The 18,018-nt window shown below is 63.4% G+C and carries 15 protein-coding genes; 3 read left to right on the top strand and 12 right to left on the bottom strand.

The features are described from left to right. The first annotated feature begins 36 nt into the window (after window positions 1–36). The 3 genes from NR126_RS00905 to phnX all read left to right on the top strand — a co-directional run bounded on the left by NR126_RS00905 (window position 37) and on the right by phnX (window position 3,129). Window positions 37–1,332 (top strand): MFS transporter, encoded by a 1,296-nt coding sequence (locus NR126_RS00905; RefSeq protein ID WP_027618865.1) that lies wholly within the window; start codon window positions 37–39, stop codon window positions 1,330–1,332. Window positions 1,333–1,346: 14 nt separating this feature from the next. Next, complete coding sequence (locus NR126_RS00900) at window positions 1,347–2,219, top strand: LysR substrate-binding domain-containing protein (RefSeq protein WP_027618866.1); 873 nt, start codon at window positions 1,347–1,349, stop codon at window positions 2,217–2,219. A gap of 82 nt (window positions 2,220–2,301) precedes the next feature. Then, a complete protein-coding gene (gene phnX, locus NR126_RS00895) occupies window positions 2,302–3,129 on the top strand; it encodes a phosphonoacetaldehyde hydrolase (protein WP_256829457.1) in 828 nt (275 codons plus the stop codon). Window positions 3,130–3,167: 38 nt separating this feature from the next. On the opposite strand, the gene NR126_RS00890 is transcribed toward phnX, so the two are convergent. From NR126_RS00890 to NR126_RS00835, 12 genes are all read right to left on the bottom strand, one after another. After that, entirely contained in the window at window positions 3,168–4,013 is an 846-nt protein-coding gene (locus NR126_RS00890; RefSeq protein WP_256350777.1) for a helix-turn-helix transcriptional regulator, read from the bottom strand. A gap of 53 nt (window positions 4,014–4,066) precedes the next feature. Further along, a complete protein-coding gene (locus NR126_RS00885; RefSeq protein WP_256829456.1) occupies window positions 4,067–5,485 on the bottom strand; it encodes an aminotransferase in 1,419 nt (472 codons plus the stop codon). 50 nt (window positions 5,486–5,535) lie between these two features. Beyond that, window positions 5,536–6,639, bottom strand: a complete 1,104-nt coding sequence (locus NR126_RS00880; RefSeq protein WP_105754205.1) for a polyamine ABC transporter substrate-binding protein — start codon at window positions 6,637–6,639, stop codon at window positions 5,536–5,538. A 101-nt stretch (window positions 6,640–6,740) separates the two neighbouring features. Beyond that, entirely contained in the window at window positions 6,741–7,631 is an 891-nt protein-coding gene (locus NR126_RS00875; RefSeq protein ID WP_105754206.1) for a universal stress protein, read from the bottom strand. A 231-nt stretch (window positions 7,632–7,862) separates the two neighbouring features. Continuing rightward, on the bottom strand, window positions 7,863–8,573 hold the full coding sequence (locus NR126_RS00870; RefSeq protein WP_027618872.1) for an NAD(P)H-dependent oxidoreductase: 711 nt from the start codon (window positions 8,571–8,573) through the stop codon (window positions 7,863–7,865). Window positions 8,574–8,582: 9 nt separating this feature from the next. Further along, window positions 8,583–10,229, bottom strand: coding sequence for an ABC transporter ATP-binding protein (locus NR126_RS00865; RefSeq protein ID WP_256829455.1), 1,647 nt, complete (start codon window positions 10,227–10,229; stop codon window positions 8,583–8,585). A gap of 2 nt (window positions 10,230–10,231) precedes the next feature. Further along, window positions 10,232–11,059: an ABC transporter permease gene (locus NR126_RS00860; RefSeq protein ID WP_027618874.1), complete on the bottom strand. Its 828-nt coding sequence runs from the start codon at window positions 11,057–11,059 to the stop codon at window positions 10,232–10,234. A 3-nt stretch (window positions 11,060–11,062) separates the two neighbouring features. Next, on the bottom strand, window positions 11,063–12,022 hold the full coding sequence (locus tag NR126_RS00855) for an ABC transporter permease (protein ID WP_256829454.1): 960 nt from the start codon (window positions 12,020–12,022) through the stop codon (window positions 11,063–11,065). Window positions 12,023–12,101: 79 nt separating this feature from the next. After that, window positions 12,102–13,694 carry an ABC transporter substrate-binding protein gene (locus NR126_RS00850; RefSeq protein WP_105754208.1) on the bottom strand — a complete coding sequence of 531 codons (1,593 nt, stop codon included), beginning with the start codon at window positions 13,692–13,694 and terminating at the stop codon, window positions 12,102–12,104. Between the two features lie 92 nt (window positions 13,695–13,786). After that, window positions 13,787–15,202, bottom strand: coding sequence for an aldehyde dehydrogenase family protein (locus NR126_RS00845; RefSeq protein WP_105754209.1), 1,416 nt, complete (start codon window positions 15,200–15,202; stop codon window positions 13,787–13,789). Beyond that, window positions 15,195–16,385 carry a pyridoxal phosphate-dependent aminotransferase gene (locus tag NR126_RS00840; RefSeq protein WP_256829453.1) on the bottom strand — a complete coding sequence of 397 codons (1,191 nt, stop codon included), beginning with the start codon at window positions 16,383–16,385 and terminating at the stop codon, window positions 15,195–15,197. The genes NR126_RS00845 and NR126_RS00840 overlap by 8 nt, the downstream gene beginning before the upstream one ends. Window positions 16,386–16,403: 18 nt before the next feature. Next, entirely contained in the window at window positions 16,404–18,011 is a 1,608-nt protein-coding gene (locus NR126_RS00835) for a 5-guanidino-2-oxopentanoate decarboxylase (protein ID WP_027618879.1), read from the bottom strand. Window positions 18,012–18,018 lie beyond the last annotated feature (7 nt).

Genomic DNA, 18,018 nt, shown 5'->3' with positions numbered 1-18,018 from the left:
CGGTCCGTGGGGCGAACAATAATAAGGAAAAAAATCATGAACCGTGCCCAGACCCTGCCCGCTCTCGCCATCCACAGCGCCTCGTTTCGTGTCGCCCAGTGGCGCATGCTGCTTGCCGCGATGTTCTGCTACCTGTTTTTCTACACCGGTCGGCAAACCTTCGGTTTCGCCATCCCGGGGATTCAAGCCGAGTTCGGCCTGAGCAAGGAAACCCTCGGCTGGGCCTCGGCGGCGATGCTCTGGGCCTATGCGATTGGCCAGGCCATCAACGGCAACCTCGCCGACAAATACGGTGGCCGGCGCATCATGACCCTCGGCGCGGTGCTGTCCTGCTCGGCCAACTGGGTCACCAGCTTTGCCAGCGGTTTTGCCAGCCTGATTCTGCCGTGGGGCATCAATGGCTATTTCCAGGCCCTGGGTTGGGCGCCCGGCAGCCGGCTGATCTCCAACTGGTGGAGCGCCGGCGAACGCGGCAAGGTCTATGGTTTCTATGTATTCGCCGCCGGCTGTGCGTCGATCCTGTCCTACGTGACCTCGATCGTGGTGCTTGAAGTGCTGCACCTGGAATGGCGCTGGATCTTTCGCCTGCCAGTGCTGCTGATGCTCGCCGGCGGCATCATCTTCTATCTGGTGGCCCGCGAACGCCCGCAGGACCTCGGCTTCGAGCCGCTGGCCGACACCGGCGTGGCGAACGCCGACGACAAACAGCACGAGGTGGCGCAAGGCGAAGTGGAAACCTCGGCGCAACGCTACAAGGCGGTGCTGAAAAACTTCCGGTTGATCATCGCTGCGGTGTCGCTGGGCTTTCAGAACGCCGCACGCTACGGCTTGATCGTCTGGGTGCCAGTGCACTTCCTCGGCGCCGACTGGAAAAGCGGCGACAGCCTGGTCGATCCGAAGTGGATCACCGTGGCTTTGCCGGTGGGCATGGCCATCGGCGCCCTGAGCAACGGCTGGGTCTCGGACAAACTGTTCGGCTCCAAACGCTACCTGGCGATCATGCTGTACATGTTCCTCGGTGCCGCCACCAGCCTGTGGATGTGGGCCTTGCCGGCCCATAGCATGATTGGTCTGATTGCGCTGTTCCTCTGCGGCTTCTTCGTCTATGGCCCGGCCTCGAGCTTTTGGGCACTGTGCCCGGACCTGGTCGGTGCCAAGCGCGCAGGCACCGCCACCGGGGTGATGAATTTCTCCTCCTATCTGTTCGCTGGCCTGGCGGAACCGCTGATCGGCAGTATGCTCGACAGTACCGGCAACACCTCGCTGATCTTCGTCGTGGTGACCACCGCCTGCCTGTGCAGCGCAACGGTCGCGCTGTTCATTCGCCGTTAAACACAGGACCGCCCATGTACCAGTACCACAAGTGGCTACGTTCCTTTCATGCCGTGGCCAAGACCGGCAGCTTCACCCTGGCCGCCGATTACCTGTGCGTCGGCCAGCCGACGGTGAGCGAGCAGGTCAACGCCCTGGAGAAGAAGTTTTCCGTGGAGCTGTTCCACCGCCGTGGACGCTTTATCGAGATGAGCGCGGCCGGTCACCAGCTCTATGGCATCACCCAGGGCCTGTTCGGCCAGGAAGACGAAGCGGTGCAACTGCTACACAGTTTCAAACAGCGCAAGACCGGTATGCTGCGCCTCGGTGCGGTGTCGCCGCCGATTGCGATGAACCTGACCTATGAACTGATGCAGCAGCACCCGGATATCGAACTGGAAACCTCGTTCAGCCCGGAGAAAGAGACCCTCGACCGTCTGTTCAACTTCGATATCGACGTGGCAATTCTCGCCTTGTCGGAATTCGACAAGCGCTTCGACACCCGCCTGTACCGGCGCTACCCGATCATCGCCGTGGTCCGCGATGACCATCCCTGGGCTCATCAGCCGCAGGTGCGGGTCGAGGAGATCAGCGAGCAACGCTGGGTCATGCGGGAGAAAAGCTCGCGGACCCGGCAACTGGTCGAGGAAAGCTGCAAACGCCTGAACGTTGACCTGCACTGCGTGATGCAGTTGAACAGCCGCGAGGCGATTGTGCATGCCATCGCCAAGGGCATCGGCATCGGTTTTGTCTCGGCCGTGGAATACGCCGAAACCCCGGGTACCCGGCCGATCACTTTTGTCGATCATCCGTTTGCCATCGAGTACCACCTGTGTTGCCTGGGCATCCGCCGACACCGGCCGATGATCGCCGATCTGTTCGACGCCAGCCCGCCACAGAATCTCTGACTGCAAGCGCTTTACCCCTCAACCGGCTTGCCCTGCCTTGATCAGGGACGGCCCACTCACACCCGAAAAACGGAGATTTACCATGCACTATCAACACCCAACGCAGCTGCAAGCCGTGGTCCTCGACTGGGCCGGCACCGTGGTCGACTTCGGCTCATTCGCGCCGACGCAGATTTTTGTCGAGGCCTTTGCCGAGTTCGGCGTCGCCGTGTCCCTGGAAGAAGCCCGCGGCCCGATGGGCATGGGCAAATGGGATCACATCCGCACCCTATGCAATCAGCCGCAGATTGCCGAACGCTACCGTGCGGCCTTCGACCGCTTGCCCACTGATGACGACGTCACCGCCCTCTACGAGCGTTTCATGCCGCTGCAGATCGAAAAAATCGCCCTGCACTCGGCGCTGATTCCCGGTGCCCTGGAAGCCATCGCGGCGCTGCGCGAGCAAGGGCTGAAGATCGGCTCGTGCTCCGGTTACCCGGCAGTGGTCATGGCCAAGGTGGTGGAGTTGGCTCGCGAGAATGGCTACGTCGCTGATCACGTGGTGGCCACCGATGAAGTACCGAACGGCCGTCCGTACCCGGCCCAGGCCCTGGCCAACGTGATTGCTCTGGGGGTCAGCGATGTGGCGGCCTGCGTCAAGGTCGACGACACCTGGCCGGGAATCCTCGAAGGCCGTGCCGCCGGTATGTGGACCGTGGCCCTGACCTGCTCGGGCAACGCTCTGGGCCTGACCTATGAGCAGTTCCAGGCGCTGCCAGCCGAACGCCTGGCCGAAGAACGGGCGCGCATCAGCCGGATCTTCGAAGGTTCGCGCCCGCACTACCTTATCGACACCATTGCCGAATTGCCGGCCGTGATCGAGCAGATCAACGCCCGCCTGGCCCGTGGCGAAACCCCGCAAGGCGCCTGAGGCCAACCGCGCCCCTCAAACCCTTGAGGGGCGTCAGCTCAATCCTGACGCAACCACTCGATAAACAGCGCAAACAGCTCTGACTGCGAGCTGATCGCCAGCTTCAGGTAGAGGTTCTTGCGGTGCATGCGCACGGTTTCTATGGCAATGCTCATCTGCTGCGCAGTGGACTTCACCGAGTGACCGCGCAGGATCATATGCGCCACTTCCCGTTCCCGTTCGGTCAGTACATCACAACCAAAATGCTCGAAGGCCTGCTGGATGCTGCGCTTGATATCGGTCTGCGCACGAGCGGCTGAGGCGCCCTGCTCGACAATCGCCGGATTGCGCCGGGCGAACTCGCGAATGAACTCGGCGACCATCGGTTCCACCGCCCGCAGCACATCCAATTGGCTGTGACTCAGGGTCTCGCCGCCAAAGCCCTGGAACAGGCTCAGCGAGACTTTGCTCTGGTTGCCGACGTCGACGATGAAATAACTGTCTTCCGAGCAGCCGGCCTTGAGGTAGTAGGTCTTGTAGTAGTCGCTGTCGAAGAAGTGGTCCGGGGCGATTTCTTCCAGGTGATAAAACCCTTCGGCCAGCCCTTGTTCCACCGCCAGGCAAAACGGATCGAGCAAGTAGCCCACGGAAAAATAGCGGCCAATCACCGAGTCGCGGTACTGCTCGGGGATCCCTTGCAGGTACAGCGACAGCGGCGGTTGGTCCTTGCGTTCGAGGCTGATCATCACCGATTCGATCGACACCAGATGCCCGATGGCCTGCGCCAGATAGCGCAGGGCATCGTCCTGTTCGATGTGGGCGAAGGCTTGCTGGAGCCCGGCGTGCCATTGATGCAGGGCACGCCAGGGCAAGGCGATCAGGGTCTGGTCTTGGGCTTTGCTCATGCCCCGCAGTCTAGCGGGAGAGCCCCTGCCGGGCAAAGCCCCGGGACGCTGACTCATGCGCCGTCGTACAAACCGTTGGTCGTCAGTTCCTCAGCCGCTTCGAGGATGCACTCGCGCAGGGTTTCGACGATTTCATCGACCTGGGCGTGGGTGATGATCAGCGGTGGCGACATCACGTTGAGGTGCATGATCGGTCGCACCAACAAGCCCTTGGCCTGAGCCCGCACATGGATTCGCTCGCCAATATTCACCTCATCCGGGAACAGCGCCTTGCTCTGCTTGTTGGCGACGAACTCGACGCAGGCCATCAGCTTGACGCAGCGCACATCGCCCACCAGCGGCAAGTCACGCAGGGTGGCCAGGCGTTGCTCCAGGTAGCTGCCAACGTCGCCAACATGGGCCAGCAACTGCTCGCGCTCGATGATCTCGATGTTCTTCAACGCTGCAGTGCAGCACACCGGATGGCCGCTGTAGGTGAAGCCATGGGTGAAGCAACGACCCTTGCCCGGCTCGGCGATGACCTTCCAGATCCGCGAGGAGAAGATGCACGCGCCCAGCGGCAGGTAGGCCGAGGTCAGGCCCTTGGCGGTAGTGATGATGTCGGGCTGTACGCCGAACACGGCATCCGAGGCGAACCAGGTGCCGAGACGGCCGAACGAGGTCACCACTTCGTCGGCGACGAACAGAATGTCGTGGGCCTGGCACACCTCCCACATGCGCCGCAGGTAGCCCTCGGGCGGAATGATCACCCCGCCAGAGCCCATGATCGGTTCGGCGAAGAAAGCCGCGACCTTGTCGGCGCCAATACTGTGGATCTTGTCTTCGAACTCCTGCACCAGGAATTCAAGGAACTGCGCTGCATTCATGCCTTCGGGGGCGCGATACGCATTGGGGTTGGAGATGTGGTGAATCCGCTCGTGGGCGTAATCGAACTCCGGCACCCGGTCGGCGGCCTTGTTGCCGATCGACATGGTCAGGCAGGTCGAGCCGTGATAGGCGTTGTAGCGGGCGATGATGTGTTTCTTCTCTGGCTTGCCCCGGCAGTTCTGGTAGTACTGGATCAGCCGATAAGCGGTGTCGACGGCGGTCGAGCCACCGGTGGTGAGGAACACGTGATCCAGATCGCCGGGGGCCAGGCTGGCGAGCTTTTCGCAGAGTTCGATGGCCACCGCGTTGGACATGTCGGAGAACGGATTGGAATACGCCAGTTGCCGCACCTGGTCGGCAATCGCCAGGGCCATTTCCTCACGGCCCAGGCCAATGTTGGTGCACCACATGCCGCCGACGGCATCGAGGAAGCGGTTGCCCTCGGTGTCGTAGATGTAGGCGCCGTCGCCAGCGACGATGTTCAGCGCGCCCTGCTCGGCATGTTCATCGAACACGTGGTAGCCGTGCATGTGGTGGGCCTTGTCGGCCTTGACCAGTTTGGCCTGATCGAAGTGGGCAAAAAAATCGTCGGTTGGAATCGCCATAAAAAAGTACTCGCAAAAAGAAAAGTCGGCGGGTCAGCAGGCAGTCGCCCTTACTTCCCGGTTTTTACCGTGCTCCAGACCCGGGTGATCGCGCGCATGTCCTTGGCGTCCTGGGTCTTCTGGGCAAACAGCCGGGCGCGGGTGGCGTCGTCGGGGTAGATCGCCTGGTTGTCCCGCACATCGGCATTCACCAGGGCGGTCGCCGCGCTGTTGCTGTTGGCGTAGTGGATGTAGTTGGTGACGTCGGCCATGACCTGCGGTTGCAGCAGGTACTCGAGGAATTTGTGGGCGTTGGCCACGTGCGGCGCGTCGCCGGGGATGTACAGGTTGTCGAACCAGATCAGCGAGCCTTCCTTGGGAATGAAGTACGCCAGGTTGATCTTCAGCTTGGCTTCTTCGGCCCGTGCCTGGGCGGTGGCGTAGTCGCCGGACCAGGTCATGGCCATGCACACGTCGCCGTTGGGCAGGCTGGTCAGGTAGTTCACTGAGTCGAATTTCTTGATGTACGGCCGCACCGCCATCAATACGTCCTGGGCGGCCTTGAGATCGGCCGGCGCGGCGCTGCGTGGGTCGCGTCCGAGGTAGGTCAGGGCCAGCGGGATGACTTCCGTGGGCGCGTCGATCAGGGTCACGCCGCAGTCGGCGAAGCGCGAGACGACCTTGGGATCAAAAATCATCGCCAGCGAGCCGATCGGCGCATCGGGCATGCGCGCCTTGATCATGTCGACGTTGTAGGTGATGCCATTGCTGCCCCAGGTGTAGGGCGCCGAATAGGCGACGCCGGCGTCGTAGCCCTGCAGATCCTGCAGCACTTTCGGGTCGAGGTTACTCCAGCCCGGCAGTTGCTGTTTGTCCAGCGGCTGGAACACCTTGGCCTTGATCAGCGGCGGCACCAGGGAGGCGTTGAGCACCACCAGGTCGTAGCCGGAGTGACCGGTGAGCAACTTGGCTTGCACCGTCTCGTAGGCATCGAAGGTGTCGTAGATGACCTTGATGCCGCTGGCTTTTTCAAAATTCGCCAGGGTCTGTTCGCCGATGTAATCCGCCCAGTTGTACAACCGCAGGGTTTTCGCATCGTTGACATCGGCGGCATTCACCGCCAGGGACAAGGGAGCAAGCAACAGACTGGACCACACTCGAAGTGCCTTGCGCATTGCACATTCCACCTTATAAGCAGGCTCTGCTCTGGATGAGCGGACGTCCCTACTATTGGCGCAATGGGCGCGTGGCACCATACCCCGAATGGGGGTAAGCCTCAGACCGCGAGGATGCTGCAGGAAGCCTGGTACAACAGGTGCTCGGTGGTGCTGCCGATCAGTTTCTCCAAGCCGCGGGACTGGTTGCGGCCCATTACCAGCACGTCGATGTCATGCTGGTGAGCGAATTCGGCGAGTACCTGCACCGGGTCGCCGGAGATGAAGTGACGACGCTCGGCGGGCACGCCAAAGTGTTCGGCGGCGCGAACAAAGGCATTTTCCAGGTCCTGGCGCAGCGACAGGGTCAACTCGCCCAGGGTCAAACCGGCGGCGCTGACCCCGGCGAGGAAATCGACGGCAATGTCGCAGGCGCTGACCAGATGCAGCTCGGCGTCGCACTGCAGCGCCAGGCGTTCGGCCTGCTTGACGATGCGCTCGTTGAGTTGCTGGTTCTGCGCCGACTCATTGGCGCTGTCGATGGCCACCACTATCTTGCGCGGCAAGGTGCAGGCGCGGTCGCCCACCAGATAGGTCGGCACCGGGCAATAGCGCAACAGGTGCCAATCCATCGGGGTGAAGAAGGTGCGCTTGAGCAACGGCTCCTGCTGCACTTCCTTGATCAGCAAATCCGGCTGGCATTCACTGACATAGTCGAGGATGTCCTGCTTGAGATCATCGGACCAACTCGCCTGGTGCGTCACCTCGACACCCTCGCCCCGCAGCTGCTGCACCTGCTCCTCGAGCCAGTCACGCTGCTCCTGCAGGTACTCGTCCCGCGCCGTGGCCCAGTTGTCGTCCTCCAGCAGGCTCAGAATCCCCGGCGACTTGACCAGGGCAACAATGTGCAAACTCGCCCCACTGGCCCGCGCCAGCGCCCCGGCGTGCTGAATGCTCGGCGACAGGCGCAGGGCCGGGTTGATGATCAGCAACAGGCGTTGGTATTGGCTCATGGTCAGACTCCTGGGTCGTGTACCTCAAGTATTGACCAAAGGGTGCGCCTTTGGGGGGAATCGGTGTTGATCGGGGTCAAGTGGATGACTTTTCAAACAACCCCATCCCCCTGTAGGAGCGGTCTCCCGCTTACGGCTGCTCGCGATTGCCCGAAGAACGCCGCGTTCCGTCGGGATATCCGCGTCATCGTTGGCGATCATCGCGGGCAAGCCCGCTCCCACAATGATCAGTCACGCCTTCGTGGTCAGCGGATAAAGCTGTTCATCGAACTGCGCCAGGCGCGGAAACACCATCGCCCGATCATCACTCAACTGCTGCAACCGCTGCCCGTAATCAACCAAAAACTCCTGACGCGCCTCATCACTGATATACGGCACATGCCAGGCCACAAATGGCTCCAGCACATCGAACCCGACATAGGCCAACGTCCCACGCAGGAGCGGGCGCAGCATATCCTCCAGCGGCCCATGTATCGCGCCTTCGCCAAACATATGCTCGCGCCCGCCCAGGGTGACAGTCACCAATGCTTTCTTGCCCGCCAGCCCGCCCTGGTCGTAGAAGCGTTTACCGCCGTAGCAGACGCCCGACACCAGCACCCGGTCGATCCAGCCTTTGAGGATGGCCGGGGTGGAGAACCAGAAGATCGGGAAGTTGAGGATCAGCAGGTCGGCCCACAGCAGCTTGTCCAGTTCGGCCTGGATGTCTGGCGCGATTGACTGACTCTTCACCCCCAGCCGTTGTTCGAGGGCATAGACCAGGTACTCCGGGTTTTCCCGTGAGGTGAAGTCGGCGGCGCTGGCCACCGGGTTCCAGTTCATTGCGTACAGGTCGCTGACCTGCACTTCGTGGCCCTGGGCTTCAAGGGTGGTCACAGCCTGGTCGCGCAAGGCGGCGGTGAAGGACTGGGCTTCCGGGTGGGCGTGAACGATCAGTACTTTCATGGTGATTCCTTAGACTTTTTCCAGCGAAGGGTTGGAAGGTTGAGGGGTGCGACTGGCCAGTAAGCGGTCGAGCCAGTCCGGGTCCATTTGTGGCTCGGAGGAGAACAGCAAGCCGGTGTAATCCTGATGGGGCGGGGTGAAGATCTGCTGGCGTGAGCCGTGGTCGACCACCCTGCCCCGTTGCATCACCAGCACTTCATCGGCAATCGCCCGCACGGTGGCGACGTCATGGGTGATAAACAGATAGGCCACACCCAACTGCTGCTGGATGCGGTTGAGCAACTTCAGCACGCCCTCGGCCACCAGTTGATCGAGGGCCGAGGTCACTTCATCGCAGATGATCAACTGCGGATCTGCGGCCAGGGCCCGGGCGATGCAGATCCGCTGCTTCTGCCCGCCCGACAGTTCCCGGGGCTGGCGCTCCATGTAGATTGCCGGGTCGAGCTCGATCATCTCCAGCAGCTCGGCAACCCGCGTGCGCATGGCCTTGCCCTTGAGCCCCAGGTAGAAGGTCAAGGGCCGGCCGATGATGTCGACGATGCGCTGGCGCGGATTCAGGGCGGTGTCGGGGATCTGGTAGATCATCTGGATCCGCCGCAACTGCTCTTTGCTGCGCTGACGAAAATCCGCCGGCAGTGGCTGACCGTCATACAGCACCTCGCCGTAGGTCGGTGGCAGCAGCCCGGTGATCAGCCGCGCCGTGGAGCTTTTGCCGCTGCCGGATTCGCCGATCACCGCCAGAGTCTGGCCGCGGTACAGGCTCAGCGAAACATCGTGCAGCACCGGGTGCTGTCCATAGCTGGCGCAGCTGTTGCGCAGTTCCAGCAAGGGCTTTTCCTGTTGCGGCAGTGCCTTGGGTTCGGTGCGAAAACTGCGCACCGCCCACAGCGACTTGGTGTAGTCCTCCCGGGGATTGCCGAGCATGCTGCGGGTTTCGGCTTCTTCCACCAGCTTGCCGTGGCGCAGCACCATGATCCGGTCGGCCATCTGCGCGACCACCGCCAGGTCGTGGCTGATGTAAATGGCGGCGATGCCGTACGTAGCGACAGCTTGGCGAATCGCCGCCAGCACTTCGATCTGGGTGGTGACATCGAGCGCGGTGGTCGGCTCGTCGAAGATGATCAGGTCCGGGTGGCAGGCCATGGCCATGGCGGTCATTACCCGTTGCAACTGACCGCCAGAGACCTGGTGCGGATAACGCTGGCCGATCTGCTCGGGATTGGGCAGTTGCAGCACCCGGTACAGTTCCACCGCTTCGGCCTCGGCCTGGGCGCGGCTGATGGCGCCGTTGCACACCGCCGTCTCGACATGTTGATCGATCAGCCGATGGGCCGGGTTGAACGACGCGGCGGCGCTTTGCGCGACATAGGCAATCCGCAGCCCACGCAATGTGCGCAGGGCCTCCGGTTTGGCCTTGAGCAGATCGATGCCATCAAACTGCACCGAGCCACCGGTGATTCGGCAGCCGTCGCGGGTGAACCCCATGGCGGCCAGGCCGAGGGTCGACTTGCCGGCCCCCGACTCGCCGATCAGCCCCAGCACTTCACCGCGTTGCAGGGTCAGGTCGATGCCCTTGATCAGCGGGTGCCAGGCGTCGTCGTGGTGACCTTCGATGTGCAGGTCGCGGATTTCCAGCAAAGGTTTGGCAGTAGTCATGCTCAGCATTCCTTGAGACCGCTGGACTTGTGCAGCATCCAGTCGACGACGAAATTGACACTGACGGTGATCAGGGCCACGGCCAGGGCGGGCAGCAACGGACTGATGTCGCCGAAGGTGATCAGCACCGCGTTGTCCCGCACCATGCTGCCCCAGTCGGCGGTGGGCGGTTGAATGCCCAGGCCGAGGAACGACAGCGCGCTGATGAACAGGAACACGAAGCAGAAGCGCAGGCCGAACTCGGCAATCAGGGGCGCCGCGGCATTCGGCAGCACTTCGCGGGTCACCAGCCACCACAGGCCTTCCCCGCGCAGGCGCGCCGCCTCGACGAAGTCCTGCACCACCACGTTCATCGCCACCGCCCGCGACAGGCGAAACACCCGGGTCGCGTCCAGCAGCGCGATCACCAGCACCAGCGACGTCGCGGTGGTGCCCACCACACTGAGAATCAGCAAGGCGAAGATCAACTGCGGGATCGCCATCAGGATGTCCACCACTCGCGACAGGCCCTGGTCGACCCAGCCCCCCTTGATCGCCGCCACCAGGCCACCAAGGCCTCCGAGCAGGAACGCCAGCACCGTAGTCAGGAACGCGATGCCCAGGGTATTGCGCGCGCCATACACCAGGCGGCTGAACATGTCGCGTCCAAGGTTATCGGTGCCCAACAGGAACTCCCCGCCCCAGGGTGCGAAGCCCTCACCCACCACCTGGGTTTCGCCAAAGGGCGCCAGCAGCGGCGCAAACAGCGCCACCAGAATGTAGGTGAGGATCACCAGCAGGCCGAACTGGGCGCTCAGCGGCGCCCGCAGCAGTTGTTTGAACAGGCTCATGGGCTACCCCTTCGGATGCATCAGGCGTGGGTTACTGGCGATGGACAGCACATCAGCCGTGGTATTGAGCAGGATGTAAGTGGCGGCGAAGATCAGGCTGCAGGCCTGGACCACCGGGATGTCGCGCTTGGCCACCGAGTCCACCAGCAACTGGCCGAGCCCCGGATAGACGAACACCACCTCGACCACCACCACACCCACCACCAGGTACGCCAGGTTCAGCGCGACCACGTTGACGATCGGCGCCAGCGCATTGGGCAAGGCGTGGCGAAAGATGATCCGCGACTGGCTGATGCCCTTGAGCCGGGCCATTTCGATGTAGGGGCTGGCCAGCAGGTTGATCAGCGAGGCGCGGGTCATGCGCATCATCTGCGCGATGACCACCAGGCTCAGGGTTGCCACCGGCAGTATCGAGCGCTCCAGCACCGTGGCGAACGAGGCGTCCGGCGCCAGGTTGGAGATACTCGGAAACCAGTTGAGTTTCACCGCGAACACCAGGATCAGGATGTAGGCTACGAAGAACTCGGGGAACGACACGGCGCTCAGGGCCGAGGTGTTGAGCAGGCGGTCGAACCAGCTGTTGCGGTACAACGCCGCGAACATCCCCAGCAACAACGCCAGCGGCACCGAGACGGCGGCCGCCAGCAAAGCCAGGCTAAAGGTGTTGCCCAGGCGTGCACCAACCAGCTCGGCGATCGGCCGCTGGTTGGCCAGCGACACCCCGAGATCGCCTTGCAGCAGGTGCCAGATCCAGTGGCCGAAGCGGGTCAGTGGCGGCATGTCCAAGCCCAGTTGGGCACGAAACGCGGCCACGGTTTCCGGGGTCGCCGATTGGCCGAGCATGGCCTGGGCGATGTCCCCCGGCAGCATGCCGACCGCGAGGAAGATAATCACCGAGACCGCAAACAGCGACAACAACCCCAATGCCAGCCGCTGCGCCAGCAGTTTGTAAATACTGTTCATCGTGCAGTTCCTTGAAATGGGTACGCGGGTGCAGATTGCATATACCCACTGTGGGATTTCCAATGTTTGGGTGGTGTGCTTACGCCTGCCACCACCGCTCGATCACCCGCAGCCCATCCAACTCGCCATAGGGCGCTGTCTGGCCGCCATGGGCGACGCGGCTGGAACGGGCCGCCACCGAGCTGGCGAACAGCGGCACGATCGCCCCGCCGTCGTCCCTGCACAGCGCCTGCATTTCGTTGTACATCTCGCGACGCAACGGATCGTTCATCTCGCCACGGGCGGCGTTGAGCAGCTTGTTAAACCTAGGGTTGTCCCAGTGGGTCTCGTTCCACGCCGCACCCTTGGCATAACCAATGCTGAACATGCGGTCGGCGGTCAGGCTGCTGTACCAGAACGAAGTGGTGAACGGCTGCTTCATCCACACGTTGGAGAAGAACCCGTCGGCCGGCTCGCGCACCACGTCGATCTCGATTCCCGCCGCACGCGCCTGTTCCTTGAACAGCACCGAGGCATCCACCGCGCCGGTGTACGCCGCATCCGAGGCTTGCAGGCGGACCTTGAGCGAATCCAGCCCGGCCTGTTTCAAGTGGAAGCGCGCCTTGTCCGGGTCATAGCTGCGTTGCTCCAGCGCGGTGTTGATGAAACGGCTACCGGGCTGGATCGGGTGATCGTTGCCCACCAGGCCGTAGCCATACAACACCGAGGCCAGCAGGGTTTCGCGGTTGATCGCGTGTTTCATCGCCAGGCGCACGTCGTTGTTCTGGAACACCGGGCTGTCGGTGAGCATCGGGAAGGTATAGTGCTGGGCGCCCTTGGTTTCCTCGATCACCAGGTTCGGGTTGCGCTTGAGCAGGGCCACGGTTTTCAGGTCGACTTTGTTGATCACATCCACCTGACCGGTCACCAGCGCATTGACCCGCGCGGCGCCATCGGCAATGGCGATCAGCTCGGCGCTGGCGAAATGCGCGCGACCGGGTTTCCAGTAATCCGGGCTGCGCTCCAGGGTCATGCGCACGCCCGGCTCGAAATCCTTGAGCCGATAGCCACCGGTGCCGACGCCCGCCTGCCAGTCCGGCAAGCCGTCCTTGCTCGGCATGATCACCAGGTGGTAATCGGCGACCACGTAGGCGAAATCAGCATTGCCCGACTTCAGCTCGAACACGACGCTGTCGCTGCCGTTGGCACTGACCGTGGACACATCGCCCAGCACGGTCTTGGCCGCCGAGGTGGACTTCTCCCCCAGGTGATGCTGGATCGAAGCCACCACGTCATTGGCGTCGAGGCTCTTGCCATTGTGGAATGTGACGCCCGGACGCAGCTTGAAGGTCCAGACCCGCGCATCCGGAGTCGAGGTCCAGCTTTGCGCCAGTTCGGGAATCGCCGTGCCGTCGACGCCAATTTCACTCAGGGTGTTATAAACCGCCGAGAAGCCGACAAAGGTGAAGGTATCGGCCCAGGAGCCGGGGTCTCTCGAATCGGTGGTGCTGCCACCGGCCAGGCCCAGGCGCAGCACGCCGCCCGGTTTCGGCGTGGCCTCTGCAGCGAATGCGCCGAATGGCAGGCCCATGGAAAACGCCCCGGCCACGGCGGCCGCTGCAGCGCTGTATTTGAGGAAGTCGCGACGCGGGAAAGCGGATTGCTGAGTAATTTTGTTGTTGTTATCGCTCATTGGATTGCCCCTGATCACACGCTAAATGAAATTGGCACCACGCAAGACACCGGGCCTGGGCCCGGTGCACATACATTTCGATGGGTAAACCGTCACACCTGGATCGCCTTCACTTCGACGAATTCGTTCAGTCCCTCCTCCCCCCATTCCCGGCCATTGCCAGACTGTTTGTAGCCGCCGAACGGCGCCTGATAATTGAATGCCGCGCCGTTGAGGAAGCACTGCCCGGCGCGCAGTTGCCGGCCCAATTGCAGGGCGCGCTCGGCACTGCCGGCCCAGACCGCGCTGGACAGGCCGAACGGCGAGTCATTGGCCAGCTGGATCGCTTGCGCCTCATCGGCATAGGGAATCAGGCACAGCACCGGGCCGAAGATTTCTTCCTGGGCGATGCGCATGCGGTTGTCGACGTCGGCGAACAGCGTCGGGCTGACGTAGTAACCGCGCTCGAACGCCGCCGGGGTGTCGCCACCACAGAGCAGGCGCGCACCTTCCTCCTGACCCATACGGATGTAGTCGAGCACGCTGCGCCGCTGTGCAGCGGAACACATCGGCCCGAGGAAACTCTGCGGGTCCAGTGGGTCGCCCATGACCAGGCTGCGGGTTTCGGCCAACGCAATGTCCACGGCCTCGGCATAGCGGCTGGCCGGCAGCAGCATGCGGGTCAAGGCGGTGCAGGTTTGTCCGGAATTGATCATCACGTCCTGCACGCCATAACGCACGGCGGCAGCGAGGTCAGCGTCCTCGGCGATCAGCAGCGGCGACTTGCCGCCCAGCTCCAGACAGACCCGCTTGACCGAGGGCGCAGCGGCCTGGGCCACTCGCACCCCGGCGCCGGTGGAGCCGGTGAACGACAGCATGTCGACGTCCGGGTGCCGGGCCAGGGCTTCGCCGACCTTGGAGCCCGGTCCGCTGACCAGGTTGAACACCCCGGCCGGCAAGCCGACGTCGGCAATCATCTGTGCCAGCAGAAACGCATGCAGCGGGGTTTCCTGGCTTGGCTTGAGCACCACGGTGCAGCCCGCAGCCAATGCCGGCGCCAGCTTGCCGATTAACTGGTGCAGCGGGTAATTCCACGGGTTGATAAAAGCGCAGACGCCCACCGCTTCACGGATTACCAGCGAGTTGCCGACTTCCCGCACTTCGTCCATCAGTCCAGCCAATTCGACGTACTGCTCAAGCCCGGCAATCGGTCCGTCGACCTGCACTGCGCGGCACCACTGCACCGGCATGCCCAGTTCAGCGGTGATCACCGCCGCCATCTCATCGGCACGGCTGCGCAACTGCTCGGCCAACGCCCGAATGTAGCTGGCGCGAACGCTGGACGGGGTACGCGACCAACTGGCGAACGCCTTGCGTGCAGCCGCTACGGCGGCATCGACATCGCGCTCATCGCCCAGCGGTACGCTGCCGGCAATCTCTTCGGTGGCCGGGTTGATCACCTCGGCGATGCCCTGTCCCGACGGGGTTTGCCAGCGGCCATCGATAAACAGTGTCTTGTGATTAAGCATGTGGCCGAGCCTCCATCAACTCCTGGGCACAACGGGCAATGCGCTGACAGGCATCGCGCAACGGCGCTTCTGCCACCACCAGCCCCAGGCGGATATGCCCGGCGGCACTCGGGCCAAAGGCCTCACCGGCGAGCACCGAGACGCCGTGGCGATCCAGCAGGCGATCGGCGAACGCCTGGGCGCTGAGGCCGGTGGCGCGGATATCGAGCATCACGAACATCCCGCCGTCGGGCTTCAAGGCGCTCACCCCGGGGCAGTCGGCGAGGTTGGCGCAGACCAGGTCGCGGCGCTGGCGATAGGCGTCACGCATCGCCGTCAGTTCTGGCAGATCACTCTCCAGGGCGATCACCGCCGCGTCCTGAACGAAATCCGGCGAGCCGTAGAGCATGCACAGCGCCAGATTTTCCAGGTGCGTGGCCAGTGCCGGCGGCGCGACCACCCAGCCCACACGCCAGCCGGTCATGGCGTGGGATTTCGACAGGCTGTTGAGGGTCGCGGTGCGCTCGGCCATACCCGGCAGGCTCGCCGGGCTGACGTGCTCGCCGTCGAACAACAGTTCGCTGTAGACCTCGTCGCTGATCAGCCACAGGTCGTGGCCGATGCACAATTCGGCCAGCGCTTGCCAGGTAGCGCGCGGCAGGCTCGCCCCCGACGGGTTATGCGGGCTGTTCAGGGCCAGGGCGCGGGTCCGCGGGGTGATGCGCGCGGCAACGTCTTCGGGCAACACCCGAAAGCCGTTTTCCGAGCGTACCGGCACCGGCACCACCACCGCGCCACAGGCGCCGAACACCGCTTCATAGGTCACGTACATCGGCTCGGCGACAATCACTTCATCGCCTGGATTGAGCACGCATTGGGCGACGCTGAACAGCGCACACTGGGCGCCGGCCAGTACCGTCACCTGATCCGCCGAGACCACCTGGCCACTGCGCTGCTGATGCCTGCGGGCGATGGCTGCACGCAAGGCGGGCTTGCCGCGCACATCGGCGTAATGGGTGTTGCCGGCCAGAAGGCTGTCGATGGCGCCCTGGACGATGGGCTGTGGGGTATCGAAGTCTGGATCGCCCACCGACAGCAGCAAAATGTCCTGGCCCTGTCTGCGCAAGGCCAGGGCGCGGTAGTGAATGTCCCAGGCGGCAGCGCCGTCGCCGGCGATGCGTTGGGTCAGATCGGAAAAACGCATGCGGGTGTCCTCCTCGGATCAATGGGCACAAGCGTGCTTGAGTTCGATCAGCGTCACGCCGTTGCGCTTGAAGCCGTGGCGCAGATCGGTCTGCAGTTCGGCCAGGCTTTGTGGCTGGCTCACGGTGCAACCGAAGGCACGGGCCAGCGCGGCGAAATCCGGGTTGCGTGGCAGTACGCCTATTGGCTCGATATCCAGGCCGAGCATGTCGTCGCGGATCTGTCCCAGGGCGTCGTTGTTCCACAGCAGCACCACCAGCGGGCTGTCCAGTTCTTCGACGGCCGTGGCCAGTTCCTGCGCGGTGTAGAGGAAGCCGCCGTCACCCACCAGCACCAGGCCGGGACGCTGGGGCGCGCCGAACTTGGCGCCGATCCCGGCCGGCAGGCCGTAGCCCAAGGTGCCGTAGCCGGTCGGGTGCAACCAACTGCGCGGCGCCAGCGAATCAAAGGCGTAGTTACCGGTGTAGGCCAGTTGGGTCATGTCGGTGCTGATAAAGGCGTTGTCCGGCAACTCGGCGGCGATGCGTTGCAAGATCGCCTGATGGATCGACTGCAACGGACCGTGGCCGCTTTTTACCGCTTCACGCAATGCCGCCACAGAGGCAATCGCCGCACTGGCGTCACGCACCTGCGCGGGCAGGCGCTCAAGCAACGCAGACAGGGTTTGCCCGGCGTCACCGTGCAAGGCCACGGCACAGGGGTAGAAATCGTTGAACTTGCGCGGGTCGATATCCACCCGCAGCACGTCGCCATTGACTGGCAGGCGCTCGCGCCAGAAATCGGTGTCGGCCATCTCGGTGCCGACCGCCAGCACCACATCGGCTTCGGCGATCAGCTTCCAGCCCGGCTCCACGCACAGCGACGAACCGGCATTCAGTGGCGCATCGGGTGGCAGCAGGCCTTTGCCAGCGACGCTGGTGAACAGTGGCGCGGCCAATCGAGTGCTGAGTTCTTGCAGTTGCGATGCGGCATTCAAGGCACCGCCACCGGCGATGATCATCGGCCGTTTGGCGCTTTGCAGTTTGGCGACGGCCTGTTCGAGCACAGCGACGGCTGGCGTGCCGCGACCGGGACGACGCACCACCTCGTTGCTCCAGTCGCGGGCGATCGGTGCTGCCAACACGTCCAGCGGTACGGAAATGTGCACCGGGCGCGGACGCTCGCTGTCGAACACCGCATAAGCGCGGGCGATCAATTCGGGCAGGTCTTCGGCGGTCAGGGCCACCGCCGAAAACGCAGTGATAGGCGCGGTCATGGCGCGCTGATCCTGGCACTCGTGGAGGATGCCCCAGCCCTTGCCGAGGCTGGCGGTGTGGTTGACGCTGGAAATCACCAGCATCGGGATCGAGTCGGCATAAGCTTGGCCGATCCCAGTGGCGGCGTTGGTGACGCCGGGACCGGTGATGACGAAACACACGCCCGGCTTGCCGCTGACCCGCGCATAGCCGTCAGCCATGAAACTGGCGCCCTGCTCGTGGCGGGTCAGGACGTGGCGAATGCCGCTGCCGGGCAACCCGCGATACAGCTCCAGGGTGTGCACCCCGGGAATACCGAAGACGGTGTCGACCCCATAATTAGCCAGCAGGCGCACCAGGGCCTGGCCGCCGGTCAAGGATGTCTGTTGCATGTTCTGT

The sequence above is a fragment of the Pseudomonas sp. Pse1 genome (genome assembly GCF_024519635.1).
Taxonomy (GTDB): Bacteria; Pseudomonadota; Gammaproteobacteria; order Pseudomonadales; family Pseudomonadaceae; genus Aquipseudomonas.
Note: the sequence above shows the minus strand (reverse complement) of the source record. Positions and strands in the feature narration are given on the sequence as shown.